This is a genomic window from Streptomyces sp. NPDC025784, from assembly GCF_055558435.1.
This window is the reverse complement of record NZ_JBVHMN010000018.1, coordinates 191,415-213,617: the sequence shown is the minus strand read 5'-3', so window position 1 is coordinate 213,617 and position 22,203 is coordinate 191,415. Positions and strand designations below refer to the sequence as shown.

The 22,203-nt window shown below is 70.8% G+C and carries 23 protein-coding genes, 3 tRNA genes and 1 pseudogene; 20 read left to right on the top strand and 7 right to left on the bottom strand.

Annotated features, from left to right (window positions below):
* Positions 1 to 2: 2 nt before the first annotated feature.
* The 10 genes from ACZ4IF_RS33675 (at position 3) to ACZ4IF_RS33630 (ending at position 9,717) form a co-directional block, all read left to right on the top strand.
* Positions 3 to 629 (top strand): NuoI/complex I 23 kDa subunit family protein, encoded by a 627-nt coding sequence (locus ACZ4IF_RS33675; RefSeq protein WP_426680590.1) that lies wholly within the window; start codon positions 3 to 5, stop codon positions 627 to 629.
* Positions 626 to 1,288, top strand: coding sequence for an NADH-quinone oxidoreductase subunit J family protein (locus ACZ4IF_RS33670; RefSeq protein ID WP_467569734.1), 663 nt, complete (start codon positions 626 to 628; stop codon positions 1,286 to 1,288). The genes ACZ4IF_RS33675 and ACZ4IF_RS33670 overlap by 4 nt, the downstream gene beginning before the upstream one ends.
* Positions 1,288 to 1,662 carry an NADH-quinone oxidoreductase subunit NuoK gene (gene nuoK, locus ACZ4IF_RS33665; RefSeq protein WP_359502110.1) on the top strand — a complete coding sequence of 125 codons (375 nt, stop codon included), beginning with the start codon at positions 1,288 to 1,290 and terminating at the stop codon, positions 1,660 to 1,662. Before ACZ4IF_RS33670 ends, nuoK begins: the two co-directional genes overlap by 1 nt.
* Positions 1,659 to 3,650, top strand: a complete 1,992-nt coding sequence (locus ACZ4IF_RS33660) for an NADH-quinone oxidoreductase subunit 5 family protein (protein WP_467569731.1) — start codon at positions 1,659 to 1,661, stop codon at positions 3,648 to 3,650. Before nuoK ends, ACZ4IF_RS33660 begins: the two co-directional genes overlap by 4 nt.
* A gap of 6 nt (positions 3,651 to 3,656) precedes the next feature.
* Positions 3,657 to 5,234: an NADH-quinone oxidoreductase subunit M gene (locus ACZ4IF_RS33655; protein ID WP_359502113.1), complete on the top strand. Its 1,578-nt coding sequence runs from the start codon at positions 3,657 to 3,659 to the stop codon at positions 5,232 to 5,234.
* Entirely contained in the window at positions 5,231 to 6,730 is a 1,500-nt protein-coding gene (locus ACZ4IF_RS33650; protein ID WP_467569727.1) for an NADH-quinone oxidoreductase subunit N, read from the top strand. The genes ACZ4IF_RS33655 and ACZ4IF_RS33650 overlap by 4 nt, the downstream gene beginning before the upstream one ends.
* 213 nt (positions 6,731 to 6,943) lie before the next feature.
* Positions 6,944 to 7,807, top strand: coding sequence for a zinc metalloprotease HtpX (gene htpX / locus ACZ4IF_RS33645; protein ID WP_028805137.1), 864 nt, complete (start codon positions 6,944 to 6,946; stop codon positions 7,805 to 7,807).
* Positions 7,804 to 8,196, top strand: coding sequence for a YccF domain-containing protein (locus ACZ4IF_RS33640; protein ID WP_028805136.1), 393 nt, complete (start codon positions 7,804 to 7,806; stop codon positions 8,194 to 8,196). Before htpX ends, ACZ4IF_RS33640 begins: the two co-directional genes overlap by 4 nt.
* Positions 8,197 to 8,199: 3 nt before the next feature.
* Positions 8,200 to 9,099, top strand: a complete 900-nt coding sequence (locus ACZ4IF_RS33635) for a barstar family protein (protein ID WP_467569723.1) — start codon at positions 8,200 to 8,202, stop codon at positions 9,097 to 9,099.
* Between the two features lie 51 nt (positions 9,100 to 9,150).
* Positions 9,151 to 9,717, top strand: a complete 567-nt coding sequence (locus ACZ4IF_RS33630; protein WP_467569720.1) for an SMI1/KNR4 family protein — start codon at positions 9,151 to 9,153, stop codon at positions 9,715 to 9,717.
* Positions 9,718 to 9,927: 210 nt separating this feature from the next.
* Here ACZ4IF_RS33630 and ACZ4IF_RS33625 read toward each other — a convergent pair whose 3' ends face one another.
* Positions 9,928 to 11,178 (bottom strand): APC family permease, encoded by a 1,251-nt coding sequence (locus ACZ4IF_RS33625; protein WP_467569717.1) that lies wholly within the window; start codon positions 11,176 to 11,178, stop codon positions 9,928 to 9,930.
* Positions 11,179 to 11,383: 205 nt separating this feature from the next.
* On the opposite strand from ACZ4IF_RS33625, the gene ACZ4IF_RS33620 reads away from it, so the two are divergent.
* Positions 11,384 to 11,650: a GlsB/YeaQ/YmgE family stress response membrane protein gene (locus ACZ4IF_RS33620; RefSeq protein WP_028805133.1), complete on the top strand. Its 267-nt coding sequence runs from the start codon at positions 11,384 to 11,386 to the stop codon at positions 11,648 to 11,650.
* Positions 11,651 to 11,833: 183 nt separating this feature from the next.
* Here ACZ4IF_RS33620 and ACZ4IF_RS33615 read toward each other — a convergent pair whose 3' ends face one another.
* Complete coding sequence (locus ACZ4IF_RS33615; RefSeq protein ID WP_028805132.1) at positions 11,834 to 12,322, bottom strand: YajQ family cyclic di-GMP-binding protein; 489 nt, start codon at positions 12,320 to 12,322, stop codon at positions 11,834 to 11,836.
* A gap of 202 nt (positions 12,323 to 12,524) precedes the next feature.
* Between ACZ4IF_RS33615 and ACZ4IF_RS33610 the strand changes: the two genes are divergently transcribed.
* A tRNA-Tyr gene (locus ACZ4IF_RS33610) sits at positions 12,525 to 12,606 on the top strand.
* A 153-nt stretch (positions 12,607 to 12,759) separates the two neighbouring features.
* Here the strand turns inward: ACZ4IF_RS33610 and ACZ4IF_RS33605 are convergent.
* From ACZ4IF_RS33605 to ACZ4IF_RS33595, 3 genes and pseudogenes are all read right to left on the bottom strand, one after another.
* Entirely contained in the window at positions 12,760 to 12,894 is a 135-nt protein-coding gene (locus ACZ4IF_RS33605) for a hypothetical protein (protein WP_467569759.1), read from the bottom strand.
* 118 nt (positions 12,895 to 13,012) lie between these two features.
* Positions 13,013 to 13,177, bottom strand: a pseudogene (locus ACZ4IF_RS33600) (transposase); the annotation flags it as partial.
* 325 nt (positions 13,178 to 13,502) lie between these two features.
* The gene (locus ACZ4IF_RS33595; RefSeq protein ID WP_467569712.1) at positions 13,503 to 14,009 is read right to left on the bottom strand and encodes a hypothetical protein; all 507 of its coding nucleotides are present in this window, start codon (positions 14,007 to 14,009) and stop codon (positions 13,503 to 13,505) included.
* A 623-nt stretch (positions 14,010 to 14,632) separates the two neighbouring features.
* Between ACZ4IF_RS33595 and ACZ4IF_RS33590 the strand changes: the two genes are divergently transcribed.
* From ACZ4IF_RS33590 to ACZ4IF_RS33580, 3 genes are all read left to right on the top strand, one after another.
* Positions 14,633 to 15,628, top strand: coding sequence for a DUF1259 domain-containing protein (locus ACZ4IF_RS33590; protein ID WP_467569708.1), 996 nt, complete (start codon positions 14,633 to 14,635; stop codon positions 15,626 to 15,628).
* Entirely contained in the window at positions 15,628 to 16,833 is a 1,206-nt protein-coding gene (locus ACZ4IF_RS33585; protein ID WP_467569706.1) for a cytochrome P450, read from the top strand. The genes ACZ4IF_RS33590 and ACZ4IF_RS33585 overlap by 1 nt, the downstream gene beginning before the upstream one ends.
* Before the next feature lie 139 nt (positions 16,834 to 16,972).
* A complete protein-coding gene (locus ACZ4IF_RS33580) occupies positions 16,973 to 17,185 on the top strand; it encodes a hypothetical protein (protein ID WP_467569704.1) in 213 nt (70 codons plus the stop codon).
* Between the two features lie 67 nt (positions 17,186 to 17,252).
* On the opposite strand, the gene ACZ4IF_RS33575 is transcribed toward ACZ4IF_RS33580, so the two are convergent.
* Positions 17,253 to 17,909, bottom strand: coding sequence for an SDR family oxidoreductase (locus ACZ4IF_RS33575; RefSeq protein ID WP_345656178.1), 657 nt, complete (start codon positions 17,907 to 17,909; stop codon positions 17,253 to 17,255).
* Positions 17,910 to 17,978: 69 nt separating this feature from the next.
* Between ACZ4IF_RS33575 and ACZ4IF_RS33570 the strand changes: the two genes are divergently transcribed.
* The gene (locus tag ACZ4IF_RS33570) at positions 17,979 to 19,085 is read left to right on the top strand and encodes a hypothetical protein (RefSeq protein WP_467569702.1); all 1,107 of its coding nucleotides are present in this window, start codon (positions 17,979 to 17,981) and stop codon (positions 19,083 to 19,085) included.
* A 390-nt stretch (positions 19,086 to 19,475) separates the two neighbouring features.
* On the opposite strand, the gene ACZ4IF_RS33565 is transcribed toward ACZ4IF_RS33570, so the two are convergent.
* A complete protein-coding gene (locus tag ACZ4IF_RS33565) occupies positions 19,476 to 20,726 on the bottom strand; it encodes an amidohydrolase family protein (RefSeq protein WP_467569700.1) in 1,251 nt (416 codons plus the stop codon).
* 304 nt (positions 20,727 to 21,030) lie between these two features.
* Here ACZ4IF_RS33565 and ACZ4IF_RS33560 point away from each other — a divergent pair.
* The 4 genes from ACZ4IF_RS33560 to ACZ4IF_RS33545 all read left to right on the top strand — a co-directional run bounded on the left by ACZ4IF_RS33560 (position 21,031) and on the right by ACZ4IF_RS33545 (position 22,202).
* Positions 21,031 to 21,103: transfer RNA gene (locus ACZ4IF_RS33560), tRNA-Thr, on the top strand.
* Positions 21,104 to 21,149: 46 nt separating this feature from the next.
* Positions 21,150 to 21,222 (top strand) — tRNA-Met (locus ACZ4IF_RS33555).
* Between the two features lie 88 nt (positions 21,223 to 21,310).
* The gene (gene rpmG, locus ACZ4IF_RS33550) at positions 21,311 to 21,475 is read left to right on the top strand and encodes a 50S ribosomal protein L33 (protein WP_003948671.1); all 165 of its coding nucleotides are present in this window, start codon (positions 21,311 to 21,313) and stop codon (positions 21,473 to 21,475) included.
* Positions 21,476 to 21,749: 274 nt separating this feature from the next.
* Positions 21,750 to 22,202, top strand: a complete 453-nt coding sequence (locus ACZ4IF_RS33545; RefSeq protein WP_028805125.1) for a MaoC family dehydratase N-terminal domain-containing protein — start codon at positions 21,750 to 21,752, stop codon at positions 22,200 to 22,202.
* Position 22,203: the final 1 nt, after the last annotated feature.

Genomic DNA, 22,203 nt, shown 5'->3' with positions numbered 1-22,203 from the left:
CCATGTCCCGCCTGTCGATCCCCGGCTCCGGCCTCGCCAAGGGCCTGGCCGTCACCCTCCGCACGATGACGAAGAAGACCGTCACCGCGCAGTACCCGGACGCCCAGCCCGAACTCCCGCCCCGCACCCGCGGTGTCATCGGTCTCTTCGAGGAGAACTGCACGGTCTGCATGCTGTGCGCCCGCGAGTGCCCCGACTGGTGCATCTACATCGACTCCCACAAGGAGACGGTCCCGCCCGCGGCTCCCGGCGGCCGTGAGCGCAGCCGCAACGTCCTCGACCGCTTCGCCATCGACTTCTCCCTGTGCATGTACTGCGGTATCTGCATCGAGGTCTGTCCTTTCGACGCGCTGTTCTGGTCCCCGGAGTTCGAGTACGCGGAGACCGACATCCACGAACTCACCCACGAGCGCGACAAGCTCCGCGAGTGGATGTGGACCGTCCCGGCCCCGCCCGCCCTCGATCCGAGCGCGGAGGAGCCGAAGGAGATCGCCGCCGCCCGCAAGGCCGCCGACAAGCTCGCCGCCGAGGAGGCCGCCGCGCAGGCCGAGACCGCGGCCCCCGCCCCGGCCGAGCCGCCGGCCGCGGACACCCCCGAACGCCCCGCGCAGCAGGACGGTGAGTCGTGAGCCTCGCAGCAGCCACGGCCGCGACGGCGCGGGCCACCACCGCAGCCGCCCAGAGCCACGGCTTCCTCTCCCCGACCGGCGTCGAGATCGCCTTCCTCCTGGTCGGCCTGGTCACCTTCGGCGCCGCACTCGTCACCGTCACCACCAAACAACTGGTGCACGCCGCGCTGTGGCTCGTGGTGACACTCGGCGGTCTCGCCGTCGAGTACCTCCTGCTCACCGCCGAGTTCATCGCCTGGGTGCAGGTCCTCATCTACGTCGGCTCCGTCGTCGTCCTCCTCCTGTTCGGACTGATGCTCACCAAGGCGCCCATCGGCCGCTCCCCGGACGCCGACTCCGGCAACCGCTGGGCCGCCCTGACCGTGGCCGTCGCCGCGGCGGCAGCCCTGGTCTGGGTCGTCGTCGACGCCTTCCGTACGACCTGGGTCGACCTGGGCGGCGCTCCCGCCGGATCGACCGAGGTGACCGGCGCGAGCCTCTTCCAGAGCTGGGTCCTTCCCTTCGAGGCGCTCTCCGTACTCCTGCTCGCCGCCCTGGTCGGCGCGATCGTCCTGTCCCGCAAGGCGAAGGCGGACGCGCCACCCACGCCGAGCGCACGCACCGTCCCCGGCGCGCGGAACGTCCCGGACGGCCGGAGCGACAAGGAAGGGACCCGCTGATGCACCTCGCCTATCCCGCCGTGCTCTCCGCCCTCCTGTTCTGCACGGGCCTGTACGGAGTCCTCGCGCGCCGCAACGCGATCCTGGTCCTGATGTCCGTCGAGCTGATGCTCAACGCCGTCAACCTGAACCTCGTCGCCTTCGACGTCTGGCTCTCCAGGGCCGCGCGGGACACCCTGCACTCCGGCCAGGCCCTGACCCTGTTCACCATCGCCATCGCGGCCGCCGAGATCGGCATCGGACTGGCGATCGTCCTCGCCGTGTACCGCGGCCGCGGCACCTCGGACATCGACAAGCTCCGCGACAGCGCCGAGCCGCACGGCCCCGACGAGGTCACCGTCACGGCAGACGAGAAGGCTGAGGCCACCGCGTGACCACGACCACCCTCGCCGTCCTCGTCCCCCTCCTTCCGTTCCTGGGCGCCGCGGCCGGACTGCTCCTCGGCCGCACGGCCCCCGGCTTCGTGCGCCCCCTCGCGGTCCTGCCGTCCCTCACCTCGCTCGTCCTCGCCGTCCTCGTCGCCGTCCGTCAAGGCGGCGGTCCGGCCATCGACTCGCACACCGAGCTCACCCCCACCGGCTCCGTCCCCATCGAACTCGCCCTGCACATCGACGGCTTCGCCGCCCTCGTCGCCGTACTCGTCGGCGTCGTCGCCTCCTGCGTGCAGATCTACTCGACGGGCTACCTGCGCGACGACCCGCGCTACCCCTCGTACGCCGCTCTCGTCTCCCTGTTCACCTCCGCGATGCTGCTCGTCGTCTACTCCGGCGACCTGATGGTGCTGCTGGTCGGCTGGGAGATCATGGGCATCTGCTCCTACTTCCTGGTCGGCCACTACTGGGAGACCCCCGAGGCCCGAGCCGCCTCCATCAAGGCCTTCCTGGTCACCAAGCTCGGCGACGTCCCCTTCCTCATCGGCCTGTTCGCCCTCGCCACCGACGCCGGGTCCTTCCGCATCACCACGGTCCTCGGCACCGTCGCGAGCGGCGGGCTGCACCATCCGACGCTGGTCGCCCTGCTGCTCCTCGCCGGTGTGGCGGGCAAGTCGGCGCAGTTCCCGCTGCACACCTGGCTTCCCGACGCGATGGCAGGCCCCACGCCCGTCTCCGCGCTCATCCACGCCGCGACGATGGTCGCCGCCGGTGTCTACTTCATCGCCCGGCTCCTTCCCGTCTTCCAGGCCTCCTCGGCCGCGATGGTCGTCCTCGCCGTCATGGCCGCCGTCACGATGGCCGGTTCGGCGCTCGCCGCGCTCGCCCAGGACGACATCAAGCGTGTCCTCGCCTACTCGACGATCGGCCAGCTCGGCTACATGACCGGCGCCCTCGCCGTCGGCGACCGTGACGCCGCCGTGTTCCACCTCATGGCCCACGGCGCCTTCAAGGCCCTGCTGTTCCTCGCCGCCGGCGTGATCATCCACGCCTCCGGCACCAACTCGCTGGCCGTCATGTCCCGCATGAAGGACCTGCGCCACCGCGTCCCGGACGCCTACTGGACGATGACCGTGGCGCTGCTCGCGCTCGCCGCGATCCCGCCGTTCAGCGGCTTCTTCTCCAAGGAGGCCGTCCTCGGCGCCGCCGAGCACGTCGCCACCGGTCACACCGAGCACGCCCCCGGCGCCGCGGGCTGGATCGTCCTCGTCTCCGGGTTGATCACCGCCGTGCTCACCGCCGCGTACGCCACCCGACTGTGGCTGCTGGCCTTCCGCGGGCAGGGCGCCGAGGCCCCCGACCACGGCAGGCAGCCGCTCAGCATGACCGTCGTGCTGTGGGTGCTCGCCGTCCCGTCGCTCGTCTTCGGTCTGGCGTACGGCACGCTGCCCGACTGGTTCGACGGCCGCGATCTGACACCGGTCCTCACCACCTCCGTCCTCGGAACAGGACTCGCCCTCGTCGGCGGACTGGTCACCTACGGCGCCTGGCGGCACACCACCGCGATGGCGGCGCGCGTGCCCCTCGGTGCCGTCGTGGCCCACCCGGACGCCGACGCAGGGACGGTCGAGGCCGAGGCCATCGCACTGCACGCGTCCGCGTTCGGTGACGTGGCCTACGCGCCCGACCCGGCGGACCCCGGCCGGCTGCTGCTGGGCCCGCTGCACCGCCACGCGGCCGTGGGCTTCCACCTCGACGCCGTGTACTCGGCGCTCTTCGTCCGGCCTGTCCAGGCCGGGGCCTCGCTCGTCCGGTTCCTCGACCGCGAGGTCGTCGACACCTACGTACGCGGTGCGGCGGCCCTACCCCGCTGGCTCGGCGCGGCCGTACGCCGCGCCCAGACCGGCAATGTGCAGACCTATGTGAGCGCGCTGCTCGCCGGCACCGTCGTCCTGGTGGTCGCCGCCCTCCTCGTCGCCACGGGAGCGTGAGCAGGCGTGATCGATATCAGTGAATCCGTGATGCAGATTCTTCTCGCGTTCATCGTCGTCGGCCCGCTCATCGGGGCCGCGGCGGCTCTCCTGCCCGCCCCGCCCGGGCTGAAGGGGAAGTCGCCCGACCAGGCCGTGCTGCGGCACGGGGTGACCGTCACCGGCGCCGTGCTCATCGCGGCGATCGTCCTCGCGCTCGGCTTCGACCACGACCAGCCGTCGAAGATGCAGGCCACGACGGACATCAGCTGGATCCCCGCACTCGACGTACGCATCCACCTCGGTGTCGACGGCATTTCCCTCCCCCTTCTGGTCCTGACCGCGCTACTGACCTTCCTGTGCGCGCTGTACAGCTACTTCAAGATGCCCGCGGGCCCGACCCCGAAGGCCTTCGTCGCGCTGCTGCTCGTCCTCGAGTCCGGCACCCTCGCGACCTTCGCCGTCCTCGACCTGCTGCTGTTCTTCCTCGCCTTCGAGACGGTGCTCATCCCGATGTACTTCCTCATCGCCCGATGGGGCGGTGCGGAGCGCCAGGCCGCGGCCTGGAAGTTCATCCTCTACACACTGCTCGGTTCGGTCGTCATGCTGCTGGGCCTGCTCCTGATCGGGATCAAGGCGGGCACATTCGACATGGTGGCACTCGCCACTGACAACGGCCGGTCGCTGACCACATCCGTGCAGGTCGTCGCCGTTCTGGCGATCGGGATCGGGCTCGCGGTCAAGACGCCGATGTGGCCGCTGCACAGCTGGCTGCCGGACGCGCACACCGCCGCGCCGACCGTCGGCTCGGTCCTGCTGGCCGGCGTCCTGCTCAAGATGGGTACGTACGGATTCGTCCGGATCCTGCTGCCGATCGCGCCGGACGGCATGCACACCTTCGCGCCGTACCTCGCGGCCTTCGCCGTGGTCGGGATCATCTACGGATCGCTGGCCTGCCTGGCCCTCGCCAAACAGGGCGCGAAGGGCGACCTCAAGCGGCTCATCGCGTACTCGTCCGTCGGCCACATGGGCTTCGTCCTGCTCGGCATCGCGACCATGACCCCGACCGGGGTGAACGGCGCGCTGTTCGCCAACATCGCGCACGGCCTCATCACCGGCCTCCTCTTCTTCCTCGTCGGGGCGCTGAAGGACCGCACGGGCACCACCGACCTCGACACCCTCGCCGAGGAGACCGGCGCCGCGCTGTACGGCAAGGCGCCCCGCCTCGGCGGACTCCTCGCCTTCGCGGCCGTCGCCTCGCTCGGACTGCCGGGCCTCGCCGGGTTCTGGGGCGAGATGCTGGCGCTGTTCGGCGCGTTCGATCCCGCCGACGACCTCAGCCGCCCCGCGTATCTGACCTTCATGGCGATCGCCGCGTTCGGCACCCTGCTCACCGCCGCGTACATGCTGGTCGTCGTACGCCGTGTCTGTATGGGCGCCACCCCGCAGCCGGGCAGCCCGAAGCTCGCCGACGTCCAGAGCTACGAGTTCGCCGCCTGGACGCCGCTCGTCGCCCTCACCGTCGTCGCCGGGCTGTGGCCCAGGGCCCTCCTCGGCCTCACCGACCCGGCCGTCCAGCAGCTCCTCGCAGGAGGCACCCGATGAGCTCCCTGGTCCAGTCCGTCGACTGGCTCGCCATCGCGCCGCCCACCCTCGCCGCGGTCGTCGGACTCGTCGTGCTCGTCGCCGACCTGTTCATCGGCGACGCCAGGAAAGCCGTCCTCGGCTGGGTGTCGGTGGCGGGCCTCGCCGCGTCCGCGCTGATGCTGCTGCCCCTCCTGGACGGCGACCGCGCCACCTTCTGCCTGACCGGCGACGCCAATGCCTGCAGCTACACGGCGGACCGGTTCACCCTCGTCATCCAGTTCCTCGTCCTCGGCGGCGCACTCCTGGCAGCCCTGCTGTCGGTCACGGCCATCAAGGACGCCGACCGGGAACTCCCCGAGGGGGAGTACTGGTTCCTGCTGCTCTCCTCGGCCGCCGGTGCCGCCCTGCTGCCCGCCTCCCGCGACCTCGCGACCCTCATCGTCGCCCTGGAGGTCGCCTCGCTGCCCGCGTTCGCGCTCGTCGGCATCAAGTACGGAGACAGGAAGTCCTCCGAAGCGGCCCTGAAGTTCTTCCTGTCGTCGGTCACCGCGACCGCCGTGAGCCTGATGGGCGTCAGCTTCGTCTACGCGACGACCGGCACCCTCTACGTCACCCGGATCGCGGACAAGATCCAGAAGGTCGACGGGCAGTTCGACACCCTCGCCCAGACCGGCGTCGTCCTCACCCTCGTCGGCTTTGCCTTCAAGACGGCGGCCGTGCCCTTCCACTTCTGGGTGCCCGACACCTACGTGGGAGCGCCCCTGCCGATCGCCGCCTACCTCTCGGTCGTCGGCAAGGCGGTCGGCTTCTCCGGGCTGATCCTCGTCACCGTCGTCGCCTTCCCGTCCTACGCGGACGTCTGGGGCCCGGCCCTGGCCGCACTCGCCGCCCTCACCATGACGGTGGGCAACGTCGGAGCCCTGCGGCAGCAGGCCACGCGCGCGTACAGCGCGGTACGCCTGCTCGCCTGGTCCTCGGTCGGCCAGGCCGGCTACCTCCTGGTGCCGATCGCGGCCGCCGCCTACTCCAAGGACGCCGAGAAGGCCATCGGCTCCACCGTCGCCTACGCCCTCATGTACGCCGCCGTGAACCTGGGCGCCTTCGCCGTGGCCGCAGTCGTCGGCCGCAGAAGCCGCCTGAACCGCATCAGCGACTACCGGGGCCTGTACGCGCAGAGCCCCCTGTCGGCGCTGCTCCTTGGCTTCTTCCTGCTCTGCCTCGCAGGACTGCCCCCGGGCATCATCGGCCTCTTCGCCAAGGTCACCGTGTTCTCGGCGGCCGTCGACGCGGGGCTCGGCTGGCTGGCCGTGGTCATGGCCGTCAACGTCGTGATCGCGCTCTTCTACTACCTCCAGTGGACGACGCTGCTCTTCCGTGCCCCCGAAGGCGAGCCGGTCAAGCACCGTGTGCCGGCCCCGCTCACGGCCGCGCTCGCCCTGACGGCCGTACTCGGCATCGCGCTGTCCGGTGCGCCCCAGCTGGTCCTGAGGTTCTCCGCGACCGGACTCTTCTGACCCGCACGGCCCACGCACGGGCACCTCGCACCGCACACACGCGCGCGTGCCCGCCGTCCGGCCATCACCCGGACGGCCCACGCGCGACGGTGCGCGCACAAGGGAACTAGTGCTCCCCGTCTGGCGTTGACCAGTACGGGAGGGTCCACTGAAGAGTGGAAGCAGCATCAGCAAGCAAAGGGTTCCCCTGCCGCACCACTTGGAGGGCGTACCGTGCACCGCCGGCACAACGGGCTCAGGACCGCCGTACTCCTCGGGGGACTGTCCGCACTCATCATCGTCATCGGCAGTTTCTTCGGGCGTACCGGTCTCGTCGTCGCGCTGTTCGTCGCCATCGGCACGAACGCGTACGCGTACTGGAACAGCGACAAACTGGCTCTACGCGCGATGCGCGCCCGACCGGTCAGCGAATTCGAGGCCCCGGCGCTGTACCGCATCGTCCGCGAGCTCTCCACCCAGGCCCGCCAGCCCATGCCGCGCCTGTACATCTCCCCGACGGAGGCACCGAACGCCTTCGCGACGGGCCGCAACCCGCGCAACGCCGCGGTGTGCTGCACCGAAGGCATCCTGCGCATCCTGGACGAGCGCGAGCTGCGCGGAGTCATCGGCCACGAACTCAGCCACGTCTACAACCGCGACATCCTGATCTCGTCCGTCGCCGGCGCCCTCGCGTCCGTGATCATGTTCCTGGTCAACTTCGCCTGGCTCATCCCGATCGGCCGGTCCAACGACGACGACGGCCCGGGCATCCTCGGCCTGCTGCTGATCATGATCCTCGGCCCGCTCGCGGCGTCCCTCATCCAGCTCGCCATCAGCCGCTCCAGGGAGTACGAGGCCGACGCCTCCGGCGCCCACATCACCGGTGACCCCCTCGCCCTGGCGAGCGCGCTGCGCAAGCTCGACGCGGGCACCAAGCAGTTGCCGCTGCCCCCGGAGCCGCGGATCGAGACCGCCAGCCACATGATGATCGCCAACCCCTTCCGCCCGGGCCAGGGAATGTCGAAGATGTTCTCCACGCATCCGCCGATGGCGGAGCGCATCGCCCGTCTCGAGCAGATGGCAGGTCGCCAGCAGTGAAGACAATCCTGAACGTCATTTGGCTCGTCCTGAGCGGCTTCTGGCTGTTCCTCGGCTACCTGGCCGCGGGGGTGATCCTGTGCATCACCATCATCGGCATCCCGTTCGGCATAGCGGCCTTCCGCATCGGCATCTACGCGCTGTGGCCGTTCGGCTATACGACGGTGGAGCGCCGCGACGCGGGTGCCCCCTCCTGCATCGGCAACGTCCTGTGGCTGGTCCTGGCGGGCTGGTGGCTCGCCCTGGCCCACATCGTCACGGGTGTGCTGCTCTGCATCACGATCATCGGCATCCCGTTCGGCATCGCCAACTTCAAGCTCATCCCGGTCTCGCTGCTCCCCCTGGGGCGCGAAATCGTGCGCACGGACCAGCCGTTCGCGTCGCGCTAGCGCATGGGCGCGGGGGAGGGGCCGCCGAGGTACCTGCTGCTGTCGTACGACACGGCGGCCGCACTCGGCGGCACGGACTCCCAGGAGGAGACCTGGGCCCGGTGTGCCGACTGCGAGGGCCTGTTCGACGTCCCGCCCCCGCCCACGCACGAGGTGCGAGAACCGCCCGACCGCGCGTCACCCGATGAACCCCCGTACGGGCGGCAGCCCGAACCGCCGGAGCCACCTCTGCGGTTGCTCGGCTGCACTCCTCACGGAGCCCTCCGGAGGGCTCTGAACGCGGGCGAGGAAGACCTGGGCCACGCGAAACTGCTGCGCCTCGACGTGCACGGCCGCACCGTCCAGACCGCCGTCGAGGGCGAACTCACCGCATGGATGCCCTCCGCACACGGCCCCGGCCTCGTGGACCTCACTCTCGACCCCTGGTCGGAGCGACCGCCGAGCGCGGCGCGCGAGGTCTGGGACCTGTGGTGGCAGGGCCGCCCGACGACAGCGAACGTCTGGGCCCGCTGCGGGCCCGAGGGCCGCGCCTTCTGGCTCCGCACCGCCGCGGTGAACCGCACCGCCGGGCAGCCGGACAGACCCGCCGGGACCACCCATCACCTCGACGGCCGCCACGTCACCGACGAGCACGGCTTCTTCTGCGCGCTCGGCGAAGCCGTGAACGGTCCCGGCGGCTACTTCGGGCGGGACCTCGCCACCCTCGACGAATGCCTGCGCGGCGGCTGGGGCGCAACCTGGCCCTTCACGCTCGTCTGGCACGAGGCGGACGTCGCCCGAGCCCGCCTCCGCGACGCCCGCGGCCGCCGGGGCGCCGTCCCGCACCCCGGCCGACGCCCGGCCGACTTCGAAGAACTCCTCGCCCACCTCGCCGGAAGAGCCGTCGACGTCCGGCCCGTCTGAGGGTTTTCCACAGGCTGCCCGATTGTCAGTGGCGCGCTGCATCATGAACCCATGACCGAAATCGAGCAGTTGCTGGCACGGGTCTCCTCCGAGGCCCGCAACTCCCGGCCGTGGGGCTGGCCTTCGCTCCCCGCGCCCGTGGACCGGGCGGCGGTCGCCCGCGCCGAGGCCACCCTGGGCTTCCCGCTGCCGCCCCTGCTCGCCGCGCTCTATATGCGGATAGGAGACGGCGGATTCGGCCCCTCCTACGGCCTGCTGCCCCTGCTCGACAGCCCTCCGTCGGGCGAGCCGGCAGCCGTCCCGCAGTACCTCGCCAATCGCAAGAGCGCCCGCAAGGACCCCGACTGGCCGTGGCCGGAGGGCATCCTGCCGATATCCCACTGGGGCTGCGGCATGTACGCGTGCGTGGACTGCCACGACCCCAGAGGCCCGGTCCTGCTCTTCGAGCCGAACGGCGACGCGGCCGGAGAAGCCTGGTTCGTCGACGCACCCGACCTCACGACCTGGCTGCGCACCTGGCTCGACGGCACGGGCTGGTACGAGGAGGCCAACGACGGCGCGGACCTGGCCCTTTGGCCGGACTTCCACATACGCACCACGACGGCCCAGGCCTCCTAGCCCGCGAGGCCGAGGCCCAAGTCCGCCGGAGCGTCCCCCTGCGCCGACACCAGATCACAGCTCGCCGTCACGACCACCGGGACGCAGCCGCCTGCCTTCCGATCGTGGGCCGCCGTGACGACCACCGCGACACTGCGCCCGGCCGCCCGACCGTGGGTCGCCGTCACCACACCGGGACGCCGCCCGCTGCCATCCGACCGCATGCCGCCGTCACGACGACCGGGACGCCACCCACCGTCGCACGCCGTACGCCACCGCGCCCGCCCCCACCACGGCCGTGCCCACCACCACCGACACCGCGGGCAGGGCGAACGCGAGCGTCGCACACCCGATCGCACCCACCACCGGCACGACCCGCTGCAAGGGGGAAGAACTCAGAGTCCACGCCGACGCATTGGCCACCGCGTAATAGGCCAGCACACCGAAGGAGGAGAACCCGATCGCGCCCCGCACGTCCACCGTCGCGGCCAGCGCGGCCACCACCGCGCCCACGGCCAGTTCCGCCCGGTGCGGCACCTGGAAACGTGGATGCACGGAGGCCAGAGCACCCGGCAGATGACGGTCGCGGGCCATCGCCAGCGTCGTCCGCGACACCCCCAGGATCAGGGCGAGCAGTGACCCCAGCGCTGCCACGGCGGCCCCCGCCCGCACCACCGGCACGAACCCGGGTGCACCGGCTGCGCGGACCGCGTCGGCGAGCGGTGCCGAAGCACCGCCGAGCCCAGCCGGCCCCAGCACGGAAAGGACGGCCACCGCCACCATCACGTACACCACCAGCGCGATCCCCAGCGCCAGCGGAATGGCCCGCGGGATGGTGCGCGCGGGATCCCGCACCTCCTCGCCCAGAGTTGCGATCCGCGCGTACCCGGCGAACGCGAAGAACAGCAGCCCGGCCGCCTGGAGCACCCCGCCCGCTCCGGTCGGGACACCGACGTCCAGCCGCCCGGCGTCCGAGGCGTTCGAACCCAGACAGACGACCACCACGGAAGCGAGGACCGCCAGCACCACCGCCACGATCACCCGCGTCAGCCAGGCCGACTTCTGTACGCCGCCGTAGTTCACCGCGGTCAGCACCACCACGGCCGCGACCGCCACCGCGTGCGCCTGCTCCGGCCAGACGTACGCCCCCACGGTGAGCGCCATCGCCGCACAGGAGGCAGTCTTGCCGACGACGAACGACCAGCCCGCCAGATATCCCCAGAAGGCACCGAGCCGCTCGCGCCCGTAGACGTACGTGCCCCCCGAGGCCGGGTACAGGGCGGCGAGGCGCGCCGAGGACATCGCGTTGCAGTAGGCCACCACGGCGGCGACCGCGAGCCCGAGCAGGAGCCCGGTCCCGGCCGCACGCGCCGCGGGGCCCAGCGCGGCGAAGATCCCGGCGCCGACCATGGAACCCAGCCCGATGACCACGGCGTCGCCGACGCCCAGAGTGCGCCGAAGTTCGGTACCGGACGGAGTCATGTGCCGCACCTTACTGATCAACGCAACCGACCGGAGCCGCGATGACGTCTTGTTCATCGAGGCGCCATCGAAGAACGGCACCGGACGACAGCACCGACACACGCGCAGCCCGCGCCGGACACGAACAGCGACGGCACACCCCGGCCCGACCCGAATCACAGGTCCGGGACAGCGTGGACACAGCGCGGAAGGGCAGGTTCAGGACATGGGCATCATCGGATGGATCATTCTGGGGCTGCTGGCCGGCGCCATCGCCAAGTTCCTGCTGCCGGGTCGCGACCCGGGCGGCTTCGTCGGGACGACCGTCATCGGCATCGCCGGCGCGTTCATCGGCGGCTGGATCTCGGCCCGCTGGCTCGACCACCCCATCACCAAGCACTTCTACGACGGAGCCACCTGGGCGGCGGCGATCGGCGGCTCGCTCGTCCTGCTGGTCCTCTACCGCATCCTGTTCGGCGACTCGCGACGCTGACGACGCGCGCCCGCTGAGCACCCACCCCGAGACCGCGGCCAGCAGGCGAGAAGGGTGGGCACCCCTGGTGCCCACCCTTCCTCGTAGCCGTAGCCGTAGCCGTAGCCGTAGCCGTAGCCGTAGCCGCAACGGACCGGCCGCGGTGACCGGTTGACGCAAGCGACCGCTGCCGGCCGGCGACCGCTACCGGTAGTTCACGAACTGCAGCGCGAAGTCGAAGTCCTTGCCCTTGAGCAGGGCCTGAACGGCCTGCAGGTCGTCACGGCTCTTCGAGCTGACGCGCAGCTCGTCGCCCTGGACCTGGGCCTTCACGCCCTTGGGGCCCTCGTCACGAATGATCTTCGCCACCTTCTTGGCGTTCTCCTGGGAGATGCCCTCCTCGATGGAGGCGAAGATCTTGTACTCCTTGCCGGAGAGCTGCGGCTCACCGGCGTCCAGCGCCTTCAGCGAGATGCCCCGCTTGATCAGCTTGGTCTCGAACACATCGAGGATGGCCTTCACCCGCTCCTCGGAGTTCGCCTCCATCAGGATCTTCTCGCCGGACCACGAGATGGAGGCGCCGACGTTCTTGAAGTCGTAGCGCTGCGAGATCTCCTTGGCGGCCTGGTTGAGGGCGTTGTCGACCTCCTGCCGCTCGACCTTCGAGACGATGTCGAAACTGGAGTCGGCCATGTCCTGTGGCTCCTTGTATCGGGGTGCGTAGGGGCGGCCGTCGAGCCCGGCGTCGGTCCCCGGCCGCATCCGCATAAGCCTAGCCATCCCCCTCCCCCCGAGCGTCGATCAATTGGGTGGCGAAGCATCCCCGAGCATCAGGTATCGTTTACGTCGTTGCCAGGGAGCACCGCCGAAAAGCGGAGCTCACAGCAGCAAACCCGGCGGTGTGCCCGAGCGGCCAAAGGGAGCAGACTGTAAATCTGCCGGCTCAGCCTTCCCAGGTTCGAATCCTGGCGCCGCCACACGGGAACTAGGGGCCCGTGACCTGCGAACTTTGCAGGTCACGGGCCCCTAGTCGTGTCTCCCGATGATCCGCTGACCGTCTCACACTGTCTCGCGTTCGAACGGTCTATCTCGGGGTGCGTGGACGGGGCGTGGACGGGATTCGCGGCACGTCACCCGTCCTGGCCCAGTCGGGCGGAGATCTTGGCGTTGGCGGCCTCGTCTCCGTCCTTCAGGAGCTTGGCGTACACCCGCAAGAGGACCGCCACGCTGTGGCCGGCGCGCTCTGCGACCAGCTGAGGCTCCACGCCGGAAGGTCACGTCCGAGGAAGTGGTGTATCGACGGCCACTCGGTGATCTCGGGTTGAGGCTGTGCAATGAGTCCGGTGGGCAGGTCGGTCTCGCGGTTTCTGACCCGCTGGAGTGGAGGCGGGCCATGGCGAGGAGCTCGCGGCCCATGTAACGGCGGGTGTCGGCCCAATCGTGGTTCTGCTCGGTCGGCAGCGCGCCGACCAGGCGGATCAGGGCGGTGCGGTGGGGGAAGATGCCGACCACGTCGGTGCGGCGGCAGATCTCCTTGTTCCGCTTCTCCTCAGCCGTAGCCGACAGCCGGCGAGACGCGTGAGAGCCCGGGGGCATACGACGCCGTCCCGGGCTCTTGTGGTGGGCCGACCACCGGCCTTACCAGTGGTTCAACGCATGGCTGAGCCTGCTGCAACTGCCCGGCACCGGGCAGTTGCAGCAGGCCGTCAAGCAAATGCCGGATGGCGCGCTCTGGAATTCCAGCTGCCTCACACATGGTGCAGTTTGTGCCGATGACAGTTGGGGTCGCGGTGCGCGATCTGGCGAAGCGGCGGAGTGAGGGCTCTCGGATGTCTCACCCCGCCGATGGAACGCTGCGGTCTGTGGGTGGGGCTCAGTGCAGCGGGGTTCCGGGTACGGGGTCGAATCCGGGAGCGCACAGCGTCGCGATGTTCGCCGCGGTGAAGGGGTTGCCCTCCTGGGTGACGCATGCGGCGCGGTGGACGTAGCCGTTGTCGTCGAGGAGCGTGATGAAGAGGTGGCCGGGGTCCTCCTCGGTTACGACCAGGGAGGTTTCGGTGACGCAGCGCGGGGTGCCGGGGACGAGGGAGAGGTCGACCCAGCCGCCGGGGTTGCGGCTGTCGTTGAGGAACGCGTGTCCGGCACGGTTGGTCGCCACGCGGAACTCCGTCTCGAACAGGTCACTGCCCGAGTAGTCGACGACGGCGGAGCTGACATCCCGCTCGGTCCGGCAGCCGCCTGAGCCGTTGACGGGGGGGTGCGAGGCGGCAAGCGGCGTGGTGTGGGGGGCCGCGGTCGCCGTAGGCCCTGCGAGCACTCCGGCGAGCAGGGCGCCGGTTACTGCCGCAAGAGCCTTCGCCGTGCGAGCGATCTTCGTCATTCCTGTGGTCCTCTCAGACAATCGTGGATGGCTGACGGCAGCGCCGCCTCCGATGGAGCGGCTTGGGTGCGATGGCCACATGATCACGGCGCTGCGATCCGAGCCGGAGTCTCACAGCGTCGTGTGCGGGAAGGAATGAGGCTGTCCGCCCGGTCACCCGGACGGGGCGCGCAGTAGGCCCAACGGTTCACACACCGCACCCGGCGCCGGCCCACCGGGTGTAGCGCTGGCCACGCTGCGGAAACCCCCTCCGAACTGCGAAAGAGCAGTTCGGAGGGGGTTTCTTCGGATACGTGGGCGGCTGGCTTGCGCCGTCGCGTGTTCGAACACCCCGTCCCGAGCGGGCGGACGGGTGCCGTGGACGCGAAACCCGGCCCCCTCGCCACCGCTCACCCGGAGCCCCTCGCCGCCACGTGGCCGCTGTCACCGGGGTAGGGGCGAGGAGCCCCGCTCCGCCGACGGCCACAGCGACCGTGCGGCGGCCCCCGGGACGTCGTGACGCGGGTGGCGGAGCCGCCCACGCCGTCAGGAGACTCTGTTGGTCCACCTGGCCGCACATGGCCGCGCGGATCACGGATCCGCGCCGTCGTGCGTGTTTCCATCACAGCCAGGAGGCATATGACATGGCTGACGATCGACGGCAGGACACCCACTCCCGGCCCACCACGTCGCGGCGTCGTGTGTTGGCCGTGGCGGCCCTCGCACCCGTGCTGACCGCGGCCCCGAGCGAAGCCCACGCCCTCTCCACCCGAAACGGGCGGGCAATGGCCGAGCCGGTGCTCACGAAACTGGCCGACTGGGCGGACGTGGGCGAGGCCCTCGGCCGGCCCGGCGACATGAAGCGGTTCATGTACCACACGGGCATGCCGCGCAAGGACCTCACGGTCTTCTCCCACGGAGTCTGGATCAACCCCACCCTCGCCCTGGGCACGCACGTGTCCTTCGTCCGGTACACCGACCACAGCACGCTCCTCATGGGCGACGCCGTGGTCACCGAGCGCGAACTGCAGCACTTCATCGACGTGCTGCAGGAGCACGGGATCATGCAGACCGCCATCCACAAGCACCTGCTCGCCCACAAGCCGGACGTCTGGTGGGTCCATCTGCACGCCCACGGTGACGATCCGGTCGCCGTCGCCCGCGGCCTGCGCGCCGCGTTCGCCTGCACCGGCACCCCGCCCGCCGAACCCATCGTCACCTCGCCGCCCATCGCCCTGGACACCGCCGCGATCGACGCCGCGCTGGGAGTCAAGGGCTACGCGGACGACGAGATCTACAAGAGCGTCTTCGCCCGCCGCGAGAAGATCGCCGACGGCCACCTGATCCTTCCCCCGGGACTGGGCGCCACCACGTCCGTCAACTTCCAGGCACTGGGCGGCGGACGGGCGGCGATCAGCGGTGACCTGGTGATGACCGCCGAGGAGGTCCAGCCCGCACTCGTCGCCCTGCGGCGCAACGGCGTCGAGCTCGTCGAGGTGCACCACCACAACCTGACCGACGAACCACGCCTGTTCTTCGTCCACTTCTGGGCCGTCGGTGACGCCGTGAAGCTCGCCGCCGGCCTTCGTGACGCAGTGGACACCACCAACGTCGTACCTATGCCCGGAGGAGCCGGCTGATGACCGGTGACAAAGAGACGCCCACCTGCCCGTTCGACTACAGCGAAGCACTCGACTTCGATCCGGTGCTCGCGAACCTGATGCGCCGTGACGCCCCGGCCCGCATCCGGCTGCCCTACGGCGAGGCCGACGCCTGGCTGGTCACCGGCTTCGACGCCGTCAAGCGCGTGACCACCGACCAGCGTCTGAGCCGGGCGGCCATCATCGGCCACGACTATCCCCGGCTCACGGCCGAGCCCATCGTCTCGCCCGAGTCCGTCAACGTGATGGATCCGCCGCACAGCAGCCGCGTACGCCAGCTGGCGTCGCAGGCCTTCACCCAGCAGCGGGTCGACGGCATGCGGCACCGGATCGTCCGGCTCGCGGACCTCCTGCTCGACGAGATGGAGGAGAAGGGCCCGCCGGCGGACCTGGTCAAGTACCTCTCCACCACGCTTCCCCAGCACACCGTCCTCGACCTCCTCGGTGTCGAACGGAAGGACTGGCCCCGGATGCAGGAGGCCGTGCTCCGGCTGCTGGTCGTCGACGCGCACAACAAGGACGCGGCCGCGAAGGCCAAGGCCGAACTGACGGCCTACTTCGCCGGACTCGTCGAGCAGCGCCGTCATACTCCCGGCGACGACCTCATCAGCCTGATGGCCGAGGCCCGGGACGGCGAGGACCACCTCGACGACAACGAACTGGCGGTCATGGCGCTGACCCTGGCGCTCAGCGGCCAGGACACCGCGACCTGCGAGATCAGCAACATCGTGTACCTGCTCCTCACTCACCCCGAGCTGGAGGACCACATCAGGCGCCGGCCCGAGACGCTCACCGACGTCCTGCACGAGATGCTCCGCTACATCCCGTTCCGCAAGGGGGTCGGCATTCCCCGGATGGCTCTGGAGGACGTGGAGCTGGACGGCGCACAGATCCGGGCGGGCGACTTCGTGCACGTCTCGTACCTGGCGGCCAACCGCGACCCGGAGCGCTACCCGAAGCCGGACGTCATTGACGTCGACCGCCCGAACCGTCCGCACATGACGTTCGGCTGGGGCGGGCACCGCTGCATCGCCGTCCCGTTGGCCATGGCGGAGCTCGAAGTGGCCGTCGGCCGCCTCATGCAGCGCTTCCCGGGGCTGAAGCTCGCGGTGCCGCCGGACGAGGTGCGGTGGGACCAGCAGACGATCCGGCGCTTCCCGCTGGAGCTGCCGGTCACCTGGTAGGGCCACCTGCCGACGCCGTCGGCCCTTCGCTCGGGGAAGCCCCCGCCGGATCGCGAGAACGCGGTCCGGCGGGGGTTCTTCGTACCCCGTGGACGGCCGGCTGTGCCTGCGCGCCGCCCGGCCGGGGCAGACTGGACCCATGTCGTCGCGCCGCAGGAACTGCCCCGAGTGCCGCCGGGAGATCGCCGTCGTCGCGGGCCGGTTCGCGCGGCACGATCCGCCGGGTCCGCGGGGGAGCGGGGCGCTGGTCTCGTGCCCCGGCTCACGCCGGCAGGCCCACACGGGCATGGCCCAGCCGACGCTGGACGGGTACACGGTCCCCGACTTCCCCGGACAGCTCCCGCTGTTCTGACGTACGCCCGGACCGAGCCGGACGAGCATCCGCGGCCCGCCCGACGAGCACGCGGAGACGCCGCCGTCTAGTTCCCCGCCACCGACTTGACCCCCACCGAGACCGGCGTCGAGCCGCTGATCAGTTCCAGGGTCAGCCCGGCCGTCGCCGAGGTGTCCACCAGCTCCGCGAGGACCGCGGCGACGTCGTCGCGCGGGATCATGCCGCGGCCGGTGTGCGCCTCCAGACGTACGAGACCGGTGCCGGCGTCGTCGATCAGGCCCCCGGGGCGCAGGATCGTCCAGTCCAGGCCCGGACGACTGCGTACGTACGCGTCGGCCTCGCCCTTGGCGCGCAGATACGCGTCGAACACGTCGTCCCCCTCATGCGCGGGGTCCGCGCCCATCGACGACACGACCACATGACGGCGCACGCCCGCGCGCTCCGCCGCGTCCGCGAACAGGATCGCGGCCCCCTTGTCGACCGTCTCCTTGCGGGCCGCCCCGCTGCCCGGACCCGCGCCCGCCGCGAAGACGGCGGCGTCGGCGCCCTGCAGGTGCGCGGCGACCTCCTCCACCGAAGCCGACTCCAGATCGCACAGAACCGGCTCGGCGCCGGCTTCCCGCAGATCGTCGCCCTGCTCGGGGCGCCGGATGATACCCGCGACCTCGTCGCCGCGCGCGGAGAGCAGCCGCTCCAGCCGCAGCGCGATCTGACCATGACCTCCAGCGATGACAATGCGCATGTTTCCGACCGTACGCCCGGACGGACGCGTTCGCCGCACAACCTTGTGGGCGGCTCATGCGTCACATGTGTGATCACTGAGAACGAGGATTCGAGGGGACGTCGCGCGGACGCGGGCGGCGTCGCAGAGGAGAGCATCATCACCGCCATACGCAAGACCGTCACCGCGGCCGGCTGCGCCGCCGTCCTCCTCGCCACCGCGGCCGCCTGCGGCACGGTCAAGAACCTCACCGCCGGACAGAAGGTCGACCACGCCGTCGACCAGCTCGGCGAAAAGAAGTCCCTCGCCTTCCAGTTGGACCTCGACGCCGGCGCCGACGCGATCACCTCGCTGGCGAACGCGTCCGGCGACGCCGATGAGGCCATGCCGCCGGAGTTCGGGAAGTTCGTCAGCGGCCTGCGCGTGGATGTCGCCGTCAAGTCCCGTAAGCCGCTGGAGGATTCGGGCGAGAAGGACCTGATCGGCACGAGCCTCAGGATCTCGGGGGCCGACGGCGTCCTCGCCGAGTACCGGGTCGTCGGCGACTTCACGTACTACCGCTCCGACATGAAGGCCATCGGCAAGGCCATGGGTGTCCCCATGCCGACGGTCGACCAGATCCCGGACTCCGAGAAGGAGTTCAAGAAGATCCTCGAGGGCGACTGGGTGAAGGTCGACACCCGCGAGCTGGCCAAGGCCCAGAAGTCGCACAAGCGCGGCGCGAAGGGACCGGCCGGCGACGTCGACGCCAAGACCCAGCGGAAGATCCTCAAGGCCGTCCGTGGCGTCATCGCCCGTGACGTCACCTTCAGCACCAAGAGCGGCGGCGACGGAACCGAACACGTCGTGGCCAAGGCCAACTTCCGCGAGCTGATCCGCGGGGTCTTCGACAAGCTCCGTCCGCTGGAGGGCGACCTCCCGCCCGGTACGGAACTCCCCACGGACAAGGATCTCAAGGACGCCCCGAACAAGAAGGTCGCAGTCGACTTCACCCTGAAGAACGGCGACCTCACCCAGGTCAAGATCGACCTCGGTGTCCTCGCCGACGCCCCGAAGCCCGCGAAGCTGCCGCTGGTCCTGAAGTTCTCCGAGGCGGGCGACGTCAACGCGCCGGCGGGGGCCACGGAGATCCCCGTGGACAAGGTGCCCGGCGGCAGCCCGCTCGCAGGCGGGCTGTTCGGCGGCGACGAACTCTAGAGGGCGGCGACAGGCTGTCGAGGTTCAGGACTCGCGCCCCGGGGCCGTTCCGGGCTCCGGGGCCGGGAGCGGACGGTTCCGGGCCCCGGCCCTCGAGGGCACGCGTGCGTGGAGGGCAGCGCGAGAACACTCCACGCGCGCGGGCCCGAAGGAGCGTCCTGCTCCAGGCGGAGGGCTCCCAGGCGTGCCCCGCTCCAGGCGGACGGCTGCCAGGCGCGCGTCCTGCCCCGTGCGAGCGGCTTTGAGGTGCGCCCTGCTCCGAGCAGGGCTGCTCCGAGGCGAGCCCGCTCCGTACCGGCGGCTACGAGGCTTGTCCCGTTCCCCGGGAGCGGCTCCCGGCCGCACCGCCCGGCGGCGCGGCGTGGCGCACGGAGCGCGGCCCGATGCGTCTCACGACGATTCGGCCCGCCCCTGCCGTGGCAGGTCCATTCCGGCCACGATCACCGAGTTGCAGTACTCCCGCACCGCGCTGGTCCGCGCCACCACCCGCCCGCGGTGCACCACGATCCGGCTGTACGCCAACGACAGTGCCCCCGCGAGCCCTTCGCCCCGTACCGCGAGCAACTCGGCCGGGAAACCCGCCTCCACACGCACCTCGGGCAGTCCCAGCGCGGCCCGGGCCGTACCCGCCACGGCGTCGTAGGCCTCCTCCGGGCGCAGCCCCCACCGCGAGGCCAGCAGGTACGCGGCCTCCAACGGGTCGCCCCGCCCGACAGGGTTCGACAGGTCGCGCAGGGCACCGCTGCCCGCCGCCACGCGTACGCCCGCCGCGCGCAGCATCCGTACCGGCGCGACTCCCCGACGGTCCACCGACCCGCAGCCGCTCTGCGGCAGGCACACCACCGTGATCCCCGCCGCGGCGAGCTGGTCGGCCGCGCGGGAGGCCGCCTCGGCGGGCAGCCGGCCGAGACCGGCGCACGGGCCGAGCGTGACCCCGGCCCGCAGCCCGCCCGCCATCGCCGTGAGCCGGGCGAGCCGGGCCGGGTCGGCGCCGTCCGTGTGCAGGTCGACCGGGCACCCGAGCTCCTCGGCCATTTCCAGGACCGCCTCCACGTATCCCGTCGGATCGGGATCGGCGTCCGGGCAGCCTCCCACCACGGTGGCGCCCATCTTCACGGCGTCCCGCAGCATCGCCAGACCGTCCGCCCCGGCGACCCCGGTCAGCACCCGCGGCATCGCCACCGCCGTGAGCTCGGCGAGCCCGCGCAGCGAGCGCCGGGCCTGGAGCACCGCCGCCAGCGCGTCCAGCCCCTGCACGTCGCCGACGCGCACGTGAGAGCGCAGCGCCGTGGCACCGTGCCCGAGTTGCAGCAGCGCCGCCTCGGTGGCCCGGCGCTGGACCTCCGGGGAGTTGTACGCGAGCGGCCCCTCGCCGTCGGCCGTCAGCGCGGTGTCGACGTGGGCGTGCGGCTCGGCAGGGGCGGGCAGGAGCAGGTAGCCGTCGAGGTCCACCTTCGTGGCGAGGGCGCCGGCGACCCCCGTCGCCAGGCTCCCCGCGGTGCCGACCGCCTCGATGCGCCCGCCGCCCAGCCGTACGTCCACGGTCCGGCCGTCGGTGAGCCGCGCCCCGCACAGCAGCAGGGTGGCCGTGTCCGCCTGGCCCGACGAGGAGTGGGGCGGCTGCGGCTGGCTGTCGGGCATCGCGCTCCTGGGGCTCGGGTGCGGGACGGGCGCCCGCGAGGAGCGGGACTCAAGATCACTCAGCGTGGGTCGAGCCTAGGGTGGCAACCCGCCCGCGTCGGGGAGGAGCGCAATAGTCGTACCGGTGTGGCCTGCTGGTTCCGGAGCGCGCGGCTCTCGGACGATCCCTGGTGATCAGAGGTGCGTGAGGGGCTCCGGAAGGCCCGTGGGGACGCTCGCGGAAGCGGAAGGGAACAGGCCGGGGCGGGTGCCGCGAAACGGATTTGGGCGATCGGCGGCCTACCGTGTAATGTCTTCATCGCTCGCCCCAATAGCTCAGTCGGCAGAGCGTCTCCATGGTAAGGAGAAGGTCTACGGTTCGATTCCGTATTGGGGCTCTGGTGTGAGAGGTTCCCGTCGCAAGGCGGGGCCCGATCGCATCACAGCGGTGTAGCTCAGTCGGTAGAGCAAGCGGCTCATAATCGCTGTGTCACCGGTTCAAGTCCGGTCACCGCTACTGACAGTAGCCGATTGTGGGGTCGGTCCTTCGATCGGCTACTCTTCTATGCGTTAATCGTCCCATCCGTTCGTCAAGGAGCACTCCTGTGGCTGCCACCGACGTCCGCCCGAAGATCACGCTGGCCTGCGTGGAGTGCAAGGAGCGGAACTACATCACCAAGAAGAACCGGCGTAACAACCCGGACCGACTGGAGATGAAGAAGCACTGCCCGCGTTGCAACGCGCACACCGCGCACCGCGAGACGCGATAAATCAGGCTCGTACACGAGGCCGTCCCCTTCGCGGGGGGCGGCCTCGCGTCGTTGTGGACCCCCCGGCGCCCCAGGGCGCGGCGGGTCCGGACGAGTGCCGCGTCGCCGCAGGGCGCCGCGTCGTTATAGAGCGAAGACAGCCCGCCCGGCTATGACAGGAGCGACGACCCGTCCCGGCCAGAGCGGGAAGGCAATCCGTTCCGGTCCGGACGGGACGACATTCCGCCGGCCGGGACGCCGAGTCCAGCGAAGACAACCAGGAGGTGCCGAGCCCATGGCGCTCGACCAGTCCTTCGTGGGGCGGTCCTACCCGCCCACCGACCCCTACGAGGTCGGCCGGGAGAAGATCCGCGAGTTCGCGGAGGCCGTCGGGGACCTCAACCCCGCGTACACGGACCCGGAGGCCGCCAAGGCGCTCGGGCACGCCGACGTGATCGCCCCGCCGACCTTCGTGTTCGCGATCACATTCAAGGCCGCCGGTCAGGTCGTCCAGGACCCGCAACTGGGCCTCGACTACAGCCGAGTGGTGCACGGCGACCAGAAGTTCGCCTACACCCGCCCGGTGCGCGCGGGCGACCGGCTCACGGTCACCTCGACGATCGAGTCGATCAAGTCCCTCGCGGGCAACGACATCCTGGACATCCGTGGCGAGGTCCACGACGAGTCGGGCGAGCACGTCGTGACGGCCGTCACCAAGCTGGTCTCGCGCGCGGCGGAGGAGGGCTGAC

Coding starts and splice junctions, on each gene's coding strand:
- ACZ4IF_RS33675 (WP_426680590.1), top strand. CDS start 3: ATGTCCCGCCTGTCGATCCCCGGCTCCGGCCTCGCCAAGGGCCTGGCC.
- nuoK (WP_359502110.1), top strand. CDS start 1,288: ATGCACCTCGCCTATCCCGCCGTGCTCTCCGCCCTCCTGTTCTGCACG.
- ACZ4IF_RS33650 (WP_467569727.1), top strand. CDS start 5,231: ATGAGCTCCCTGGTCCAGTCCGTCGACTGGCTCGCCATCGCGCCGCCC.
- ACZ4IF_RS33635 (WP_467569723.1), top strand. CDS start 8,200: ATGGGCGCGGGGGAGGGGCCGCCGAGGTACCTGCTGCTGTCGTACGAC.
- ACZ4IF_RS33630 (WP_467569720.1), top strand. CDS start 9,151: ATGACCGAAATCGAGCAGTTGCTGGCACGGGTCTCCTCCGAGGCCCGC.
- ACZ4IF_RS33625 (WP_467569717.1), bottom strand. CDS start 11,178: ATGACTCCGTCCGGTACCGAACTTCGGCGCACTCTGGGCGTCGGCGAC.
- ACZ4IF_RS33620 (WP_028805133.1), top strand. CDS start 11,384: ATGGGCATCATCGGATGGATCATTCTGGGGCTGCTGGCCGGCGCCATC.
- ACZ4IF_RS33615 (WP_028805132.1), bottom strand. CDS start 12,322: ATGGCCGACTCCAGTTTCGACATCGTCTCGAAGGTCGAGCGGCAGGAG.
- ACZ4IF_RS33595 (WP_467569712.1), bottom strand. CDS start 14,009: ATGACGAAGATCGCTCGCACGGCGAAGGCTCTTGCGGCAGTAACCGGC.
- ACZ4IF_RS33590 (WP_467569708.1), top strand. CDS start 14,633: ATGGCTGACGATCGACGGCAGGACACCCACTCCCGGCCCACCACGTCG.
- ACZ4IF_RS33585 (WP_467569706.1), top strand. CDS start 15,628: ATGACCGGTGACAAAGAGACGCCCACCTGCCCGTTCGACTACAGCGAA.
- ACZ4IF_RS33580 (WP_467569704.1), top strand. CDS start 16,973: ATGTCGTCGCGCCGCAGGAACTGCCCCGAGTGCCGCCGGGAGATCGCC.
- ACZ4IF_RS33575 (WP_345656178.1), bottom strand. CDS start 17,909: ATGCGCATTGTCATCGCTGGAGGTCATGGTCAGATCGCGCTGCGGCTG.
- ACZ4IF_RS33565 (WP_467569700.1), bottom strand. CDS start 20,726: ATGCCCGACAGCCAGCCGCAGCCGCCCCACTCCTCGTCGGGCCAGGCG.
- ACZ4IF_RS33545 (WP_028805125.1), top strand. CDS start 21,750: ATGGCGCTCGACCAGTCCTTCGTGGGGCGGTCCTACCCGCCCACCGAC.